Raw genomic sequence first — 16,692 nt, 5'->3', positions numbered from 1 at the left:
CTGTGCCGATCGGAAGCAGCCGGCGGTAAATTTGAGATACATCATTCAATCATTTTTACCCACCGGAGCGCCAGCTGTACCAAATAAAAAACTGCGATCGCTGTAACCCAAAGCTGGGTAATTGCGATAATTTGCGCCACAGGTACAAAATAATTCAGATAGCCTAAAAAAGGTATCTTATCAATCTGGTTTATAAATGACTGGAATGGGCTGTCAGGCAGAAAAAACACACAGGCATTGCCAAGCTTTATCAATATGTACCTTATCTTCTCCAGCATAAAATCACCCCTTAATAAGTCCCCTGGTAAGGACAATTAGACCAATGCAATAACCTACAAGTGTCGTTAACCTGATAACCATAACTAATGGCTGCCAGTCATCTGTAGACAAGTCTATAATAATGGATTCCTGAACTCCCAGGCTGCCAACTGTAAAAGGAATCTCCCAACGGGGTCTTAAGGATGTCTCGGAAAATAATTGAATACATGCAAACAAATCAAATGGGATGCAGAAAGGAAATTTATTAACAATATCAGAATTTATCTGCCACTTATTGGGATCCAAATCATCATCGTTCGAATTAAATAAATTAGCCAAAGCATCTACCATTTGTCCGGGCATAGCTTTTATGCCATTCAGGATATCAAGTAAATGCTGGGGAATCCCCTGAACAGCAGTAACAACGGATTGCATACCGTCTATAAGCGGTGTAAAGCGTTCCAGTATCTTGCCGGAAGCTTCATCAATGATCACTTCTATATTGCCGGGAATGGCCTTTATAGCCTTTAAAATATCGGACAGGGAACCGGGGATATTCTTGACAAATGCCTTTACATCATCAAGACTACTGCCTAGCTTTTTAATCGGACCTGTAATGTCAGGAAGCCATGGGAATTTCTCATTAGGTTCCTCTGGCTCTTCCTGATTCGATTTACCGCCATAAATGACCGTAAGAGTAGGAGCCAAGGCTTTTTCCCTTTCTTTAGCGGTAACTGCTTCCTTAATGCTTGTAAGCAATTCCAGAATTTCCGCTTCCGTACCCGGTATGGCGATCGTGCCGTCCGTTTCAATTTCCCGCCCCTGAATATCGGGAGCAGATTCCACGTCAGTTTCAAAAGCATAATCGCTATAATTATTGACAGTTTCCCCTATAACACCTGTAGATAAAAAAGTACCCATATCGTCTGCATTGTCATAAATTGGGAAAGGAAGTGTATCCAAAATTTCCAAATAGGTAGACAATGGAAGTTGAAGACCATATTTAGTATCAGTTACTTTCGAATAAACAACACCGTCACGATAAGCAATCGAAGAATATAAAAAATTACGAACACCATTTTTAATACCATAAAGACTTAAATTAAAGTAATTATAAGGTTTATAATTTTCATCATAACCAACGCTTGGCGTAATATAGCCGCCAAAACGTTCACAATTCGAAGCGATATAAATATCAAATTCGCCAGTAAGTGTAGGAATCGTAACAGAATAATCAGCAGGATCAAGCGGGGGATTAAGAGAGCTTAAATCAATGTTATTTTTGTAAGTAACGGAATCCTCAAAGGCAGGGGAAACAGCCCCATACTGAATCTTTTCGATTCCGGTTTCCGTACCATAACCTTTTTGAGTTTTCAGAAAATCCCGGATCATGCTGATCGCTTCTTTGCTAATGCTGACAACCTCACCGTAAGTCCACTTTGCACTGTCCTCAATCAGCTTGTTAAAGACAGTAACGTACCGCCCGTCAACCTTTACCCATTCCCCAAGAGCATCCACGAATCCTCCAAGCATTTCCCCGGCCATATGTACACCCAGGACAGAGAGAAGCAGATCAAAAATGAACTTTGCAGCCCCCGCAAGAACCGGAACAGCCGGAGCAACAGCGGCGGCCTGAGCTTCCTCCCGTGCCCTGATATAATCGGAAAATGGTGTCACCGTAAACATAAAGACCGCAAGAGTAAGAGCGAAAAGCCTTTTTAAACGTTTCATGATAAACTCCTTTCTTTGTATCTCAATTTGACTCACCGTCTGCCAGGAGCTGCTCCGATCAGGAACTTCATTGAGATACAATAAAAAATTGTACAAAAAAGGAAGGGCAGGGCATGCCCCTCCTAATTTGTCATGACACTGGTTCTTATTTTGCCACCTGGCGGAAAAATTTAATGCCGAATCTTACCGCCATGACTGCTCCGACAACAGCTAAAGCAATCGGGAGAGCTGCGGCAATCGTACCAAGCATGTCACTTTTTACACTGGTAAATGCAGTCGTCAGGGTTCCAGTGATATCAACAGCACCTTCCGCTGCATAAGCGGGAACGGCCGTAGCCATTGATACAGCAACCGGGAGAGCAACAAGTCCAATCCTGCGTGCATTTTCCTGAATTTTGTTAGTCATAAAATAACCTCCTTTAAGATTTTATCATTAACCCCAGTAGGGAGCTAATTACATAGAAAATTAGTTCAACAATCAGTTTTAATATCATTCCGATACAAATACCACCGGAACATACCGCTATGTATGTTTCAATCATGCCAGCGCCTCCTGCCTATCAGACAAACACCGATCAGAATACCTAAAAACAATAAAAGAACGATTGCAAAATCATGGTCAGGTGAAGCAGCGGAAGAGGTTTCTTCCCCATCTTCAAGGGTGTATGCTTCCGCTTCTGCTACCTCTAAATCAAAATCAGCTTCCGAAGATGTAGAAAGATTCATCAGCTCACCTTCTTATCCATCTTAGGTTCCTCTTTTGGTGCCTGTCCCCCGGCGTTTAGCTGACTGTCAGGTACCGGGACAATTTCCACGTCGGATATGTAGTCAAGGTCCATGATCTTAAGCACTGGCTTTCCATCACTGCCGATTGACATGGAAAACTCTGCGTCATACAGTGCGGGGGCCCTCTTGATCTTTGCCATCACTCCAAACTCACAGCTTGATTTCGCCGGGCGAGTTCCCTTGGTCCCGTTTACGTTATCCTCTGCAACCAGATTGGTATTAAAGTAATAGTTGACTGACGTACCGGCCACTCTCTGACCTCTTTCATCGGTCATATCATACTGACCGGCGTAAAGTAAAATAATCTGCATTCTCATAAATATACCTTCCTTTCATCTTAAACAGCCTTAAAAGGCCGTCCGCAATTAATATGACATATTTGTTATCCCTGTATGGTTAAAACCAAGGGAAAGTAACCTGAATTTGACGCGGTCTACAATGCTTATAGCCTAAATATTACCGCGCTACTGCAAGGTATTGGCCGAGCAATTTGGGCCCCCCGGCGTTGCCCCCAAATTGCCAAGCCGCCGTACCGGATACCCGATACGGAGCCGGGCGGGACGGTGATCAAGGAAAAACTGGGGAAATTGAATCAACCTGGCGAAGGCCGGGGAACTTACAAGCTTAGGCTCCGGAACTTTAAATGCCGTCCTTTGGCACCAGCGGCACGGCTGCGCCTTTGCCGGGCACCTGGCCGGACGGCGGGGGAGAGTGTCCGGCCTGTAGCCTGGGGCCGGGACTAAACCAAAACCCGGCCCGCAATGTATACAGCAGAACCTTAATTTTGAATCGTTTGGTTTAAAACCTTAATAATGCTTTCTTTTGCTTTTATAACACCTTCCGTCCCATAAATGGTATGGAAAACGATATCGTTAACAACCTGATCTGTACCAAAGTCATATAAAACATAGTGCCTGATGAAGCCTTTTAAAATATCTTCATCATTTAAATTCCCATGTGCCAGATCGAATAACCAAAGTTTCATTTCCTCCGTGTACCGTTCCATTGATGGACACCCCTTTCCATGTATCTCACTTACTGGAACTGGTTTGAGATACAGTATCAAACAATGCCGATCTTAGTATAAACGCTGTTACCATATGTCTTCTTTCCACGTTTGAATCGTTTGGTTTAAAGCCTTAATAATGCTTTCTCTTGCATTTATAACACCTCCCGTCCCAAACATGGTATGGAAAACAATATCGTTAATAACCTGGCTTACACCAAAGTCATACAAAACATAGTACTTGATGAAGCCTTTTAAAGTATTTTCATCATTTAAATTTCCACATGCCAGATTAAACAACCAGAGTTTCATTTCTTCCGTGTACCGTTCCACTGATGAATGCCTCCTTTCCATGTATCTCACTTGCTACAGCTGCAGCCTGGTTAATTAAGCTGTTATGAGATACAGAATTAAATGATATGGTGACTTCGGATATACGTTATATCAAAAGATAATGATCTCAATTCAGATGCTAATTCATCTAACCTTTTAGCAGTATCCTTAAGATATTTCTCCCGTTCGGAAATCTGCTTATTAAGCCGATCAAGTGTTTCATTTCTTTCTGGTTCGGTGTCTCTGGCATCCCGGATAATATTAACAAACTTCTGATTAAACCCTTCACCGGAATAATTGTTGATGTAATCGTAAACCTCTTCCGGAATCCTTACACTTTTTGCAACACTCATGCGGACACCTCCCGGAGCATTTCATGTTCCATTAGGTACTGAATGCTAAAATGTTCAATCAGGTAATCGGTGCCTTCTGATTCGTTTCGAAAGCAGATGATAGTATCGCCTAAGACGGGTGTAACAGTTACACGGATACAGTCACCAGTAACAGGATGCAGATATGACATCCAGTAGCAGGAACGATGATGACTAAAGTCGCATTTATGCACCAAGGGAAGATCGCTGTTAACTGCACTCATGAGCGCATACATCTTAGATTTGTTTAGATTGAGCCTATAACTCATTTGACCTCCTATCCGCGGCGGGTATAAGAGCCTGCCGCAAACACATCATTAATAAGTTACTGTGTTTACAGGAGCGACCAAAAATGTTAGAATAAGACTGCGACGTTTTATTGAAACATTTCTGGTGTTCCTGCACTGGAGCTCCATATTAGACATCCGTGAGGATGATAATATGGCCTTTTCCGTGAGGGGTGAAAAGGTATCACCCCTCACGCTTATAGTTATACTTCACAAATGACAACAAGTCAATGATATAATATAACAAATGACAATTTTTTGAGAGGAAAAATAATGACAATATGTGAACGTATTTTTGATATCATACAAGAAAAAAGGTTAAAAACATCGGAACTGGCTAAAAAACTAGAAATAAAGCAAAGTGTAATCTCTAACTGGAAAAAAAGAAATAGTAATCCTCCAATTGAATATTCTGTTGTAATATGTGAATTTTTGGGGATATCTTTAGAATATCTAATCACAGGTAAGGAGAAGCAAGAAGGACTAACAGAATATGAAGTGGAAATGCTAAAGCATTTCCGTCAGCTACCAGAGAAAATACAACTCCGCGAGCTTGGCCGTTTAGAATCTAAAGCAGAACAATATTCTTCGGGGAAATCATCAGAATCAAAGATTGGATAAAACATAAATAAAGAAATTGTATCTCAACTCAATTCCTGATCGGAGAAGCTCCGGGCAACCAGGGAAGCAAATTGAGATACAGAAGAGAGGGACTCCAAAAAGCGGAGCCCCTCTCTTTTTCGAAAATTGTAGACGAAACGTAAAAAAGGCAATATAATGTAAATGCTGTCGCAACTCTATACCCGACAGGGGAAGGAGGTGCAAAATGGATAGCATTTTAAACTTTTTAGTTTCGGTTATGGCAAGAGTAGTAGGATACTACATATGCAAATGGTTAGACCGAAACCGCAAAGACAGCTAGCCTAAAAAGAAACCCCAGAGACTGCCATCTCTGGGGTTTCGCTTTGTGCAAAATGGAACATCTTAAACTTTTTTGGATACCTTTATATTACACCCAAAAAATGAAGATGTCAACTGCTGGACAAAATGTATCTCAAAATTTTCGCAGCTGCCAGGATCCGTAAACAAAATTGAGATACAGCGAAAATAAGAAAGCCCAAGGCGTTTACCATGGACTTTCATAGCTGTTCCACCCTATTCCTACACAGCAGAAAGGATACTAATATTTTATATCCAAATGAATAACATGTCAACCATTCTTGCACCTCAAATCCCGCTCTGATCGTCGGCTGCAGCTCTGAAAATGAGATACAAAATACCTATATTCCTCTTAATCTATTTGTCCAGGGTTCGAGTCCCTGAAGGCATACTAAAAAAGTACTGGTTTTGCAGACGGAGAGCTGCGGGGTCGGTGCTTTTCCTTTGTCTGGATTTATGCAGGTTTGAGCGTGTTTGTTAAGTAAAATTTAAATTGGTTGGAAAGCGGATGCCGGCTGGGTGTCCGCTTTTTTCTTTTTAGAAAAAATGTGCCTTTGCAAATTCTTTTTAAATTTTTTTCTTTGGATATGTGCGTTATTCCTCCAATAAAATATACATGTCCTATTTGTTACATTATTAAGAATTGACTATGAACCTTTTTGCACTTTTCTTTTAAAAGTTGAATAATATAGTATAAGTAAAAAAATAAAAGGAGACAAGATGTCAATACAAAACGGTTCTTCTGAAAAAGAAGATAATGCAATGCTGAACAGAGGGTATCCAGTTCGAGATGAAGGTATATCAATTCAGGTTGATAAATATTTTGGCCGGCTGATGAATTTTATAGAAGAACGTAATTTGGAAGATATCAAGGAGGGAATTAAACAAAATTTACGGTACTGTCAGAAAAAAGATCGGCCAAATTATGATGCAATTGTTAATTATTATAACCATTACAGTAGCTTGTGGGGAGCGTATGATCCTGACAAAGGAATATATGATCTTGTGGAAAACCGTGCAGATGCATTAGTAAATCATAAAAAAGATTTTGAATGGTTGTATGGGCAGCTTAGCGATTATAGGTCTAAGAAGATTTTGTTAAACATCCTTTCATATTGGCTAAAGACGGATAAGACATTTACTGGAGATATTTGTGATAAGTGTTTTAATCAATATTTTGATTTTGATTTGATTCGTTGTGATCGCAATGAGGTTTTTGTAGACATTGGAGCTTATATAGGGGATACATTGATACAATATACGAATATGTTTGGCAAAGATTGTTATAAACGGATTTATTGTTACGAAATTGTACCGGCAAATGTACAATCTATTTATAAAAACGTGGAGACATTTAAACTAAAAAATGTAGTAGTGCGTGCGAAGGGTGTAAGTGATAAAAGCGGATTTATGTATTTAGAGCAGGACGGTATTTCCTCCGTCAATCAACTTGGGGAAAAGGGATCAATAAGGATTCCAACAGTTCCCATAGATGATGATATTGAAGGGGAAGTAACTTTTATTAAGATGGACATTGAGGGTGGAGAAGAAAGTGCATTATTAGGGTGTCGGAATAAGATAGCGAAGTATCATCCTAAGTTGGCATTGAGTTCTTACCATAATCATAAAGATCTATGGAAATTGGCACGTATCATTAGTGAAATTGATGCGTCTTATCGGTTTTATTTGCGATATTATGGGTATGCACTGGTTCCGACAGAATTTGTATTATATGCGTTGTAATGGCCGGCAGTTAGAAAAAAATAAAAAAATATATATCAAAAAATTTGGGGATTATATTTTTCGTTTTTCCCCAAATTTCCATTGCGTCTTCCTAAGTCCTGCTTTATGGCATCGGCCATTAAAATGATAGAACCGCGCACCTTGAATCCATCAGGTTTGCGCGGCTCTTTTTTGTTATAGCTTTGCGCAGCTTGCGGAACAGCGACTTAGAAAAAAAGCCTATTAAATTTATTACAGAAGAAGATTTGTGCATAATTGAGATACAAATTTTACTTGACATCTTTATTTGGATAGAATATGCTAAAGATAGCCAAGAAACTTAATATGTACATTACGCACAAAGCGAAACCCCGGAGAGGGCTAGTCTCCGGGGTTTCTTTTAGGTTAGTTGTCCTTATTGTCTCGGTCTAACCATTTGCGTATGTAATAGCCAACTACATCTTCAATGACCGTGAATTCGGTTATGACAGAATGAAGCCTTAGAGTCTCGTAAATTTTCTCTGCTTTTTCCCTGGGAGAGAAGGTATATCCGGGCTTTGCTAGGTGTCCGATTATGGGATAAACCGAGTTTCTGTACTTCCAGGCATTATTTTTTGTGTGGTATTTTACAATTAGCCCGGCTCTGTCCGGAGTGATATCCTGGAATGATTCCTGAGGGATACCTAAAAAATAACCTTGCCCCAGATCTACATTTAATTGAATCAGTGTCCTTAATTCGTCCTCGGTCTCAATTCCTTCAGCGATCAGCAGAATTCCGGCATTTTTACCGAAATCTACCATTGCCTTGCATAGCAATTGCTTTGTTTCATCCTTATCGATGTCCCGGACAAGGTTCATATCCAGTTTTATAAGATCCGGTCTGACGTTTGCAATGAAGTTGAGGCCGGAATAACCGGCGCCGACGTCATCGATCGCGATTCCATAATTCTGGTTTTTATAATGATGTATGGAACTTAAAAAAGTGTCTCTGTCGATTACGGCGACACGTTCCGTTATTTCAAATATGATGTTATCGGAATTCAGGCCATATTCCTTCAGCCTGCATTTTGTAAAACCTTTCCGAAATTTTTTATCGTGAATAATATTAGAATTCACGTTTAGAAAAAGCTTTTTTCTTCATCCAGGTATATGGAGTTTTCCAAAGCCTTTGTTCGGCATAATGTTTCCATTTTCAATAAATAAATGTTATCGGAGCAAGTAAAAAAGTACAAGCATAATATTGTAAAAATTATGTAATACTTAAATGATAGAAGACGATTAGAAAACCATCCTGCCAAGTCACTTTATCCGGACGGCAAAACAGGCTTCCTGCATCAGCATGAGATCCGCACTTCGATCCAGTGAATGACATCTTTTATCACTTCATCCTTGCAATATTCATAAAAGATCTCATGGAACAGCCCGTGCTCCGCCCGGAACTTTCCTGTTCAGAAACGGTTTTGTCCCATCAAATAAAGAAATCATTTCTCCCATAAACAAACCATCTTATATAATTTTGCTTTTTTCCTCATTGTGTCATAAAACTTTATTTTAATAGGAAGAAAAACATTAAAAATTAGAGAGTTTTAAGACGGAGCATTTGTGAGATTTGTGGGACTAAAGGAGGGATGCAGGCTGGAAGGTGTCTTTTTTTCCATCATTTTCATTATAATTTCATCAGCCTTAGGTAGTAATTACGGAGAAAATAAAAAACGGAAAATTATTTGTTGTAATTATTCACAAATTATAAGAATTTTTTTTGTTATAAAATCTGGAAAAATACTTTGAAAGCGGGGGACTTTACAAATGCTTTACAATTTCACTTAAAAAATTAATAATAAATTCAGAAAAATAACCACATAAATTGTTCCAAATGTTCAAACAATTGCAGACATTAATAAGACGTTACGATTCAGGCAAAGAGTTGACAATTAGAAAAGATAAAAGTATGATACACGGTATACCTAATATTAATTGTATTATTATGAGTACAATTTGATGAAACTGGTATGATATAAAGGAGAAAGACAGTCTCTTAAGAAAGGAAGTGAGCATTACGGAGGATTTAGCAGAGAAGTTAATGGAAGAACTGAACTGCGAAACGGTATTTACCATTCCCATATTTGGCGGCATTCCAATCGCTGAATCCGTAGTGGTAACATGGATTATCATGGCTGCACTGACTCTCCTTTCCATCGTCCTGGTAAGAAATTTAAAAGTTGAGAACCCTGGAAAGAAGCAGCTGGCGCTTGAGATGACAATCGGCGGAATTTACAATTTCTTTGAAGACCTGGTCGGAGAAGAAGGGAAGCGTTATATACCCTATCTGATCTCCGTGGCAATTTATATCGGAGTGGCCAATTTGATTGGCCTGGTGGGCTTCAAGCCGCCAACCAAGGATCTAAATGCCACCGCAGCGCTTGCTATTATGAGCATCCTGCTGATAGAATATTCAGGTTTTCACAAAAAAGGGGTCAAGGGATTTATAAAGGGCTTTGCGGAGCCGGTAGCGATCATTGCCCCGATCAATGTCCTGGAATTATTTATTAAACCGCTTTCCTTGTGCATGCGGCTTTTCGGTAATGTCCTTGGATCATTCGTAGTTATGGAATTAATCAAGCAATTGGCGGCGCCCATCATACCAATTCCGTTTACCTGTTATTTTGACATTTTTGACGGATTGATCCAGGCGTATGTATTTGTATTTTTAACAGCCCTCTTCATAAAAGAAGCAGTGGAGTAGACAAAAGTAAATCAAAAGGAGAGATTATTATGTTAACAGCTATTGGAGCAGGAATCGCAGTATTAACAGGTGTTGGAGCAGGTGTAGGTATCGGTCTGGCAACTTCCAAGGCAGTGGATGCCATTGCAAGACAGCCGGAGGCAGAAGGAAAAATCAGCAAATCTTTATTGTTAGGATGTGCACTTGCAGAGGCAACTGCCATCTACGGTTTCGTCATTGCCCTTCTCATCATCTTATTCCTCAAATAATGCATTCATTCGGGAATTACTTAGAAAAATTAGAAAGAAAGGCAGGCGGTACAGATGCTTAGACTGGATATGAACCTTGTATGGAATATCGTGAATCTCATCGTCCTGTATCTTCTGCTTAAACATTTCCTGATTAAGCCGGTTATGGGTGTGATGAATAAACGGCAGGTGATGATTGAGCAGAGCATTTCAAATGCCAGGAGTTCAGAGGGGCAGGCAACAGAGATTAAGAAGCAGTATGAAGAAAAGCTGGCAGCATCCTCTGAAGAAGGAGCAAAGCTCATTGAAGAAGCGAGAATCCAGGCCAGGGCTCAGTATGACAGGATCTTAAAGGATGCGGAAGAAAATGCAGGACGGGTGATCGTGGAAGCTCAGAAAAAAGCGGAAGCCGATCAGGAAAAGGCTATGCGTGAGGCAAAAGCGCAGATTGCCGGCTTAGTCATTGCAGCAGCAGCCAAGGTAGTTAATCAGGAAGCGAGTGTGAAGGCAAACCAGGCGCTTTACGATTCATTTTTAGCAGAAGCAGGTGATTCTCATGATGCAGGCAGCAATTAATTACGGGCAGGTGCTGTATGAACTATCCATTCCTGAGACGGTCATAGAGGAAGCGGCTCTGGCGCTAAGGACGGTGCCGGAGCTTAAACACGCTCTGAAAAACCCTGTCATAGCAAAAAGAGCCAAGCACCGGATCATTGACCGGGTATTTCCGGAAGAGATTCGAAACTTTCTTAAGGTTCTGGTGGACCGTCAGGATATGGGACTTGCAGAAGAAATCTTTGAGGCATGGCGCACCTATGCCTGCAGACAGCAGGGGATTCTGGAAGCTTCCCTGTACTATGTGACGGAGCCGGAGGAAGAACAGCTTAGTGAAATTAAGAACATGCTGTGCAGGAAATACCGGAAAAAGGATGTAAGGCTCCGCTTGATAGAAGACCCCGGTTTAATTGGTGGATTCATCATCCGCGTAGGAGATGTGGAGACTGACTGGAGTTTAAAGGGACGTCTGCGGCAATTAGAACAAAAAATAATGCGGAGGTGATAAAACGTGGCTTCCATCAATTCAGATGAAATTATTTCTATATTGAGAAGTGAGATTGAAGATTATGACGCACATGCCAGGGACCAGGAAGTGGGAACTGTCATCAGCGTAGGCGACGGCATCGTAACCGTTTATGGGATCGACCATGCGATGTACGGCGAAATCGTTATTTTTGATAATGGTGTAAAGGGCATGGTGCAGGATATCAGAAGAGAAGATATCGGCTGCATCCTGTTCGGACCGGAACGGGATATTAAGGAAGGCTGTAAGGTCACCAGAACAAAGCGGCGTGCAGGCATTCCGGTAGGCGATGCATTTATCGGAAGAGTTGTAAACGCTCTGGGCGCGCCGATTGACGGAAAAGGTGAAATCCCGTCGGATGATTACCGGCCCATTGAGAATGAAGCGCCGGGTATTATTGACCGAAAGAGCGTGACCGTTCCCATGGAAACCGGTATTCTTGCCATTGACTCCATGTTCCCCATTGGACGTGGACAGAGGGAGCTGATCATCGGCGACCGCCAGACCGGAAAGACTTCCATTGCCATTGACGCCATTTTAAATCAGAAGGGGAAAGATGTGGTATGCGTGTACGTAGCTGTGGGGCAGAAGGCGTCCACCGTTGCAAAACTGGTAAATACCCTGACACATTACGGAGCTATGGATTATACCATTGTCGTATCCTCTGCGGCCAGTGAGCCGGCACCTTTACAGTATATCGCTCCTTATTCCGGAACGGCGCTTGCGGAATATTTCATGTATAAGGGAAAAGATGTACTGATCGTATACGATGATTTATCAAAGCATGCAGTGGCCTACCGTGCCCTGTCCCTGCTTTTGGAACGCTCTCCGGGACGTGAGGCTTATCCGGGTGACGTATTCTATCTTCATTCCAGGCTGTTAGAGCGTTCCAGCCGGCTGCGTGAAGAATCAGGAGGCGGTTCCATTACGGCGCTGCCGATCATTGAAACCCAGGCGGGAGATGTATCTGCCTATATTCCAACCAACGTCATTTCCATCACAGACGGACAGATATTCCTGGAGAGTGACCTCTTTTTCGCAGGTATGAGGCCGGCTGTTAACGTTGGTCTGTCCGTATCCCGAGTCGGCGGTGCAGCCCAGACAAAAGCAATGAAAAAGGCTGCAGGAAGCCTCCGTATTGATCTGGCCCAGTGCCGGGAGATGGAGGTATTCACCCAGTTCAGCTCTGATCTGGATCCGGCTACCAAGGAACAGATCCTGTACGGAAAGGGACTGACTGAGCTGTTAAAACAGCCTTTAGGTCATCCATTAAGCCTTCATGCCCAGGTGATCAGCCTGGTGGCTGCCAATAACCGCCTGCTTTTGGATGTAAAGACCTCCAAAATCAAGGATTTCCAGAGAGAAATGCTGGTTTTCTTTGATGAGGTCCATCCGGAAATCGGTAAGGAAATTGAAGAAAGCAAGGTACTGTCTGACGAGCTGAAGCAGAAAATTCTTGATGCGGCGGCTGAATTTAAACAGAAACGGGTGTAAGATATGGCAAATGCGAGAGAGATACAAAGCAGGATGAACAGCATCAAAAGTACCATGAAGATAACCAATGCGATGTATACCATTTCCTCGTCAAAGCTTAAAAGGGCAAGAAAAGCCCTGACTGATACGGAGCCTTATTTTTATGCGCTGCAGAGAACCATTGCCAGGATCATAAGGCATACGCCCGACATTGACGACCCGTATCTGGATACCAGGCCAGAGATAAAGAAAGAGGACCGTAAGATCGGATACATCGTTGTAACGGCTGACAAGGGACTTGCGGGTGCTTATAATCATAACGTATTCAAGCTGGCCCAGGAGCAGATTGACAAGGGCGGTAACCCTATGCTGTTCGTAGTAGGAGAACTGGGGCAGCAGTATTTTACAAAAAAAGGCATACCGGTGGAGCAGGATTTCCGGTATACTGTGCAGAAGCCCAATATGAGCCGTGCCAGGATCATTGAAGAAAAAATCGTGGATTATTTCCTGTCCGGGAAACTTGACGAGGTGTATATGATTTACACCAGAATGGCCAATGCTATGAAGATGGAGGCTGAAATAGAACAGCTTCTTCCTATTCCGAAATGCCATGGGAGCCGGAGCGTTCCCATTAGCGTTCATCTGGAAGAGATCACCATGAAGCCGTCTCCCCAGGCTGTGATCGATGCGATCGTGCCCAATTATATAGCAGGTTTTATCTATGGCGGTCTGGTGGAGTCTTATTCCAGCGAACAGAATTCCAGAATGATGGCAATGCAGGCTGCGACAAAAAGTGCCCAGGAAATGCTTGACGAACTGGCTATTACCTATAACCGGGTCCGCCAGGCGGCCATCACCCAGGAGATTACCGAGGTGATCAGCGGAGCAAAGGCCCAGAAGAAAAAAAGGAAGAAAGCGTAATGGAAACGTATCTCCGATTAATGAAGAGAGGAGGAGTCCTCACGACTGTGAGTAACAGAATATGAATAAAGGAAAGATCGTACAGGTCCTGGGACCTGTAGTAGACGTTGAGTTTTTAGAAGGCGGTGACTTACCGAACATTAAGGACGCCCTTGAGGTGGACAATGACGGGAAGCGCTGCGTAATGGAAGTTGCCCAGCATATGGGGAACAATACAGTCCGCTGCATCATGCTGGCTTCCAGCGAAGGGCTGTGCAAGGATATGGAAGTGACCGCTACCGGGGAAGGCATCAAGGTCCCGGTAGGGGAACAGACGCTGGGACGTCTTTTTAATGTCCTTGGAGAGACCATTGACAACGGGGAAGCCTTAAAGGGCGGACCGGAATGGGTCATTCACAGAGATCCGCCGGCTTTTGAGGAACAGAGCCCGGTCGCGGAAATCCTGGAAACAGGAATTAAGGTGATTGACCTTTTGGCTCCTTATGCAAAGGGAGGAAAGATCGGTTTATTCGGCGGTGCGGGTGTTGGAAAGACAGTTCTGATCCAGGAGCTCATCCACAATATCGCCACAGAGCATGGCGGGTATTCCATTTTTACCGGTGTAGGGGAACGTTCCCGTGAGGGTAATGACCTTTGGACTGAAATGGGGGAATCCGGTGTTATCGAAAAGACCGCTTTGGTATTCGGTCAGATGAATGAACCGCCGGGAGCACGTATGCGTGTTGCTGAGACAGGACTTACCATGGCGGAATATTTCCGTGATGAAGAACATAAGAACGTGCTGCTGTTCATTGATAATATTTTCCGTTTCACCCAGGCAGGTTCCGAGGTTTCCGCCCTTCTTGGACGTATGCCGTCCGCAGTCGGCTACCAGCCGACCCTGGCTACGGAAATGGGAGAGCTGCAGGAGCGGATCACTTCCACGAAAAATGGTTCCGTTACCTCGGTACAGGCGGTTTATGTCCCAGCCGATGACTTAACGGACCCGGCTCCGGCAACCACCTTTGCCCATTTGGATGCAACTACGGTTTTATCCAGAAAGATCGTGGAACAGGGCATTTATCCGGCGGTTGATCCCCTTGAGTCCAATTCCCGTATCCTGGAACCGGATGTAGTTGGAGAAGAACACTATGAAGTAGCCCGTAAGGTGCAGGAAATTCTTCAGAAATACAAAGAGCTTCAGGATATTATCGCGATCCTGGGTATGGAGGAACTGGGAGATGACGATAAGACTACCGTTTACCGTGCCAGAAAGATCCAGAAATTCTTATCCCAGCCTTTCTCAGTAGCTGAGAACTTTACCGGAATTGCAGGAAAATACGTTCCCCTTAAGGAAACGGTCCGCGGATTTAAGGCAATTGTGGATGGTGAGATGGACCAGTATCCGGAAGCTGCATTCTTTAATGTGGGAACCATTGACGAGGTCATTGAAAATGCCAGGACATTAGAGGCTTAGCTTGGAGGTGCTGCCTGTGAGTACAAATACATTTTTCCTACAGGTTCTTGCCAGCGATAAGGTGTTTTATAAGGGCTTATGCCAAAAGCTTGTCATTCCGCTTGCGGATGGCGAAAAGGCGGTTCTTCCCCACCATGAGGATATGGTAATTGCGGTATCCATTGGAGAGATGCGCCTGATGGATGAAAACGGTCAGTGGATTCACGGTGTTGTTGGAAATGGCTTTGTCCAGATCGTCAACAACCGTGTAACCATGCTTGTTGATACCGCCGAGCATCCGGAGGACATTGATGAACGCCGCGCCGAGGAAGCCAGGGAAAGGGCAGCCGAACAGTTAAGGCAGAGCAAGAGCATTCAGGAGCATTCTCATTTTGAGGCTTCTTTAGCCAGATCACTGGCAAGGCTGCGTACAAAGCACAAATATAAGATTTGACAGGAATCCGATTATAGGAAAAAAGATATCCCAAAAGGTAAAATCGCCTTAAGGGATATCTTTTTTATTCAATGGCTCTTAAAGAAGGGATATCTTTTCATCAGGAAGCATTGGCATGTATGCTCCGAACCATGGCGTATTGGCCCAGCTCGGAAAATCCAAGCTTCCGGTAGATATGGCCGGCCTCCGGATTATTGTAAAACAGGCATAAGAACTTCATGCCTTCTTCCAGGCAATCCTTGCAGAGGCGGGCTACCAGTGCGGAAGCATATCCTTTTTCCCGGTAACCGGGCAGTGTCCCGACGCTTACTACCATGGCAGACATGGAATTTTCAGCAGCGGTACCCGCAACGGATACCAGAATATCTCCTTCAAAAATGCCGTACATACGGCCTCCGTTGGTAATGGAAGAACGGATATCTTCCTGATTTTCTTCCGGAGTTTTCTCCTTTATCGTAAAGAACTCATCAATTTGATAAAGGAGATTGCAGATGGACGGGATGTCTTTTTCCCCAAGCTTTCGGGCATTGGAAGCCGGACGTGCCTCGCTGGATAAGGAATCCAGCCTTGCCAGATAGTTCGGAACGATCTCCAGCCCCTTTAGATGGGACAGGAGCCGTTCGATCAATTCTTTCTTACCGCTTAAATTCTTCATGGAGCATCCGGATAAAAATTCCGCCGCTTCTTCTGCCGGAAACTTCTCATCATGGCTGTAAAATACATAATTCTTCCGATAATCCAGAAGAAAAAAAGGAAACATCCCCCCGTGCCAGGAATCAGAAGTATAGGCAGAAACGTCCGGGCCGTCAAGGCCGTAATTTTCCAGATCACCAATGATAAAAAGATTGAATTCCGGTTCCTTCAGAATGTAATCCATGGCTTCCCGGTAATTCCCGCCGGTCAGTTTTTTCATGATAAGCTCCCT

The 16,692-nt window shown here is 43.1% G+C and carries 19 protein-coding genes and 1 pseudogene; 10 read left to right on the top strand and 10 right to left on the bottom strand.

Annotation, left to right across the window (positions count from 1 at the left end):
• Nucleotides 1-41 precede the first annotated feature (41 nt).
• The 8 genes from BQ9856_RS21055 to BQ9856_RS21020 all read right to left on the bottom strand — a co-directional run bounded on the left by BQ9856_RS21055 (nt 42) and on the right by BQ9856_RS21020 (nt 4,467).
• Nucleotides 42-278 carry a hypothetical protein gene (locus tag BQ9856_RS21055; RefSeq protein ID WP_077612758.1) on the bottom strand — a complete coding sequence of 79 codons (237 nt, stop codon included), beginning with the start codon at nt 276-278 and terminating at the stop codon, nt 42-44.
• A gap of 4 nt (nt 279-282) precedes the next feature.
• On the bottom strand, nt 283-1,989 hold the full coding sequence (locus BQ9856_RS21050) for a hypothetical protein (RefSeq protein WP_077612757.1): 1,707 nt from the start codon (nt 1,987-1,989) through the stop codon (nt 283-285).
• Nucleotides 1,990-2,134: 145 nt separating this feature from the next.
• Nucleotides 2,135-2,395 (bottom strand): hypothetical protein, encoded by a 261-nt coding sequence (locus BQ9856_RS21045; protein WP_077612756.1) that lies wholly within the window; start codon nt 2,393-2,395, stop codon nt 2,135-2,137.
• A 128-nt stretch (nt 2,396-2,523) separates the two neighbouring features.
• Nucleotides 2,524-2,715, bottom strand: coding sequence for a hypothetical protein (locus BQ9856_RS21040; RefSeq protein WP_077612755.1), 192 nt, complete (start codon nt 2,713-2,715; stop codon nt 2,524-2,526).
• Nucleotides 2,715-3,092, bottom strand: a complete 378-nt coding sequence (locus BQ9856_RS21035; RefSeq protein WP_077612754.1) for a hypothetical protein — start codon at nt 3,090-3,092, stop codon at nt 2,715-2,717. The genes BQ9856_RS21040 and BQ9856_RS21035 overlap by 1 nt, the downstream gene beginning before the upstream one ends.
• 461 nt (nt 3,093-3,553) lie before the next feature.
• Nucleotides 3,554-3,781, bottom strand: a complete 228-nt coding sequence (locus BQ9856_RS21030) for a hypothetical protein (protein WP_077612753.1) — start codon at nt 3,779-3,781, stop codon at nt 3,554-3,556.
• An 87-nt stretch (nt 3,782-3,868) separates the two neighbouring features.
• Nucleotides 3,869-4,114: a hypothetical protein gene (locus tag BQ9856_RS21025; protein WP_077612752.1), complete on the bottom strand. Its 246-nt coding sequence runs from the start codon at nt 4,112-4,114 to the stop codon at nt 3,869-3,871.
• Nucleotides 4,115-4,191: 77 nt separating this feature from the next.
• Nucleotides 4,192-4,467 carry a hypothetical protein gene (locus BQ9856_RS21020; protein ID WP_077612751.1) on the bottom strand — a complete coding sequence of 92 codons (276 nt, stop codon included), beginning with the start codon at nt 4,465-4,467 and terminating at the stop codon, nt 4,192-4,194.
• A 578-nt stretch (nt 4,468-5,045) separates the two neighbouring features.
• Here BQ9856_RS21020 and BQ9856_RS21010 point away from each other — a divergent pair.
• Both BQ9856_RS21010 and BQ9856_RS21005 read left to right on the top strand, forming a co-directional pair.
• Entirely contained in the window at nt 5,046-5,393 is a 348-nt protein-coding gene (locus BQ9856_RS21010) for a helix-turn-helix domain-containing protein (RefSeq protein ID WP_077612749.1), read from the top strand.
• 1,038 nt (nt 5,394-6,431) lie between these two features.
• A complete protein-coding gene (locus tag BQ9856_RS21005; protein WP_077612748.1) occupies nt 6,432-7,454 on the top strand; it encodes an FkbM family methyltransferase in 1,023 nt (340 codons plus the stop codon).
• 384 nt (nt 7,455-7,838) lie between these two features.
• On the opposite strand, the pseudogene BQ9856_RS21000 reads toward BQ9856_RS21005, so the two are convergent.
• Nucleotides 7,839-8,552, bottom strand: a pseudogene (locus BQ9856_RS21000) (EAL domain-containing protein); the annotation flags it as partial.
• Between the two features lie 961 nt (nt 8,553-9,513).
• On the opposite strand from BQ9856_RS21000, the gene BQ9856_RS20995 reads away from it, so the two are divergent.
• The 8 genes from BQ9856_RS20995 to atpC all read left to right on the top strand — a co-directional run bounded on the left by BQ9856_RS20995 (nt 9,514) and on the right by atpC (nt 15,767).
• A complete protein-coding gene (locus BQ9856_RS20995; RefSeq protein WP_200801334.1) occupies nt 9,514-10,176 on the top strand; it encodes a F0F1 ATP synthase subunit A in 663 nt (220 codons plus the stop codon).
• Between the two features lie 23 nt (nt 10,177-10,199).
• Complete coding sequence (gene atpE / locus BQ9856_RS20990) at nt 10,200-10,424, top strand: ATP synthase F0 subunit C (protein WP_171038724.1); 225 nt, start codon at nt 10,200-10,202, stop codon at nt 10,422-10,424.
• A gap of 54 nt (nt 10,425-10,478) precedes the next feature.
• Nucleotides 10,479-10,979 carry a F0F1 ATP synthase subunit B gene (atpF, locus tag BQ9856_RS20985; RefSeq protein WP_077612745.1) on the top strand — a complete coding sequence of 167 codons (501 nt, stop codon included), beginning with the start codon at nt 10,479-10,481 and terminating at the stop codon, nt 10,977-10,979.
• On the top strand, nt 10,960-11,463 hold the full coding sequence (gene atpH, locus BQ9856_RS20980) for an ATP synthase F1 subunit delta (RefSeq protein WP_077612744.1): 504 nt from the start codon (nt 10,960-10,962) through the stop codon (nt 11,461-11,463). The genes atpF and atpH overlap by 20 nt, the downstream gene beginning before the upstream one ends.
• A gap of 6 nt (nt 11,464-11,469) precedes the next feature.
• Nucleotides 11,470-12,978, top strand: coding sequence for a F0F1 ATP synthase subunit alpha (gene atpA / locus BQ9856_RS20975; RefSeq protein ID WP_077612743.1), 1,509 nt, complete (start codon nt 11,470-11,472; stop codon nt 12,976-12,978).
• Between the two features lie 3 nt (nt 12,979-12,981).
• The gene (gene atpG / locus BQ9856_RS20970) at nt 12,982-13,878 is read left to right on the top strand and encodes an ATP synthase F1 subunit gamma (protein ID WP_077612742.1); all 897 of its coding nucleotides are present in this window, start codon (nt 12,982-12,984) and stop codon (nt 13,876-13,878) included.
• A gap of 61 nt (nt 13,879-13,939) precedes the next feature.
• Entirely contained in the window at nt 13,940-15,334 is a 1,395-nt protein-coding gene (gene atpD, locus BQ9856_RS20965) for a F0F1 ATP synthase subunit beta (RefSeq protein ID WP_077612741.1), read from the top strand.
• 16 nt (nt 15,335-15,350) lie between these two features.
• Nucleotides 15,351-15,767, top strand: a complete 417-nt coding sequence (atpC, locus tag BQ9856_RS20960) for an ATP synthase F1 subunit epsilon (RefSeq protein ID WP_077613484.1) — start codon at nt 15,351-15,353, stop codon at nt 15,765-15,767.
• 100 nt (nt 15,768-15,867) lie between these two features.
• Here atpC and BQ9856_RS20955 read toward each other — a convergent pair whose 3' ends face one another.
• Nucleotides 15,868-16,680 carry a GNAT family N-acetyltransferase gene (locus BQ9856_RS20955; RefSeq protein ID WP_077612740.1) on the bottom strand — a complete coding sequence of 271 codons (813 nt, stop codon included), beginning with the start codon at nt 16,678-16,680 and terminating at the stop codon, nt 15,868-15,870.
• Nucleotides 16,681-16,692: the final 12 nt, after the last annotated feature.

It is taken from the genome of Clostridium sp. Marseille-P2415 (assembly GCF_900155545.1).
Lineage (GTDB): Bacteria > Bacillota > Clostridia > Lachnospirales > Lachnospiraceae > Lacrimispora.
Note: the sequence above shows the minus strand (reverse complement) of the source record. Positions and strands in the feature narration are given on the sequence as shown.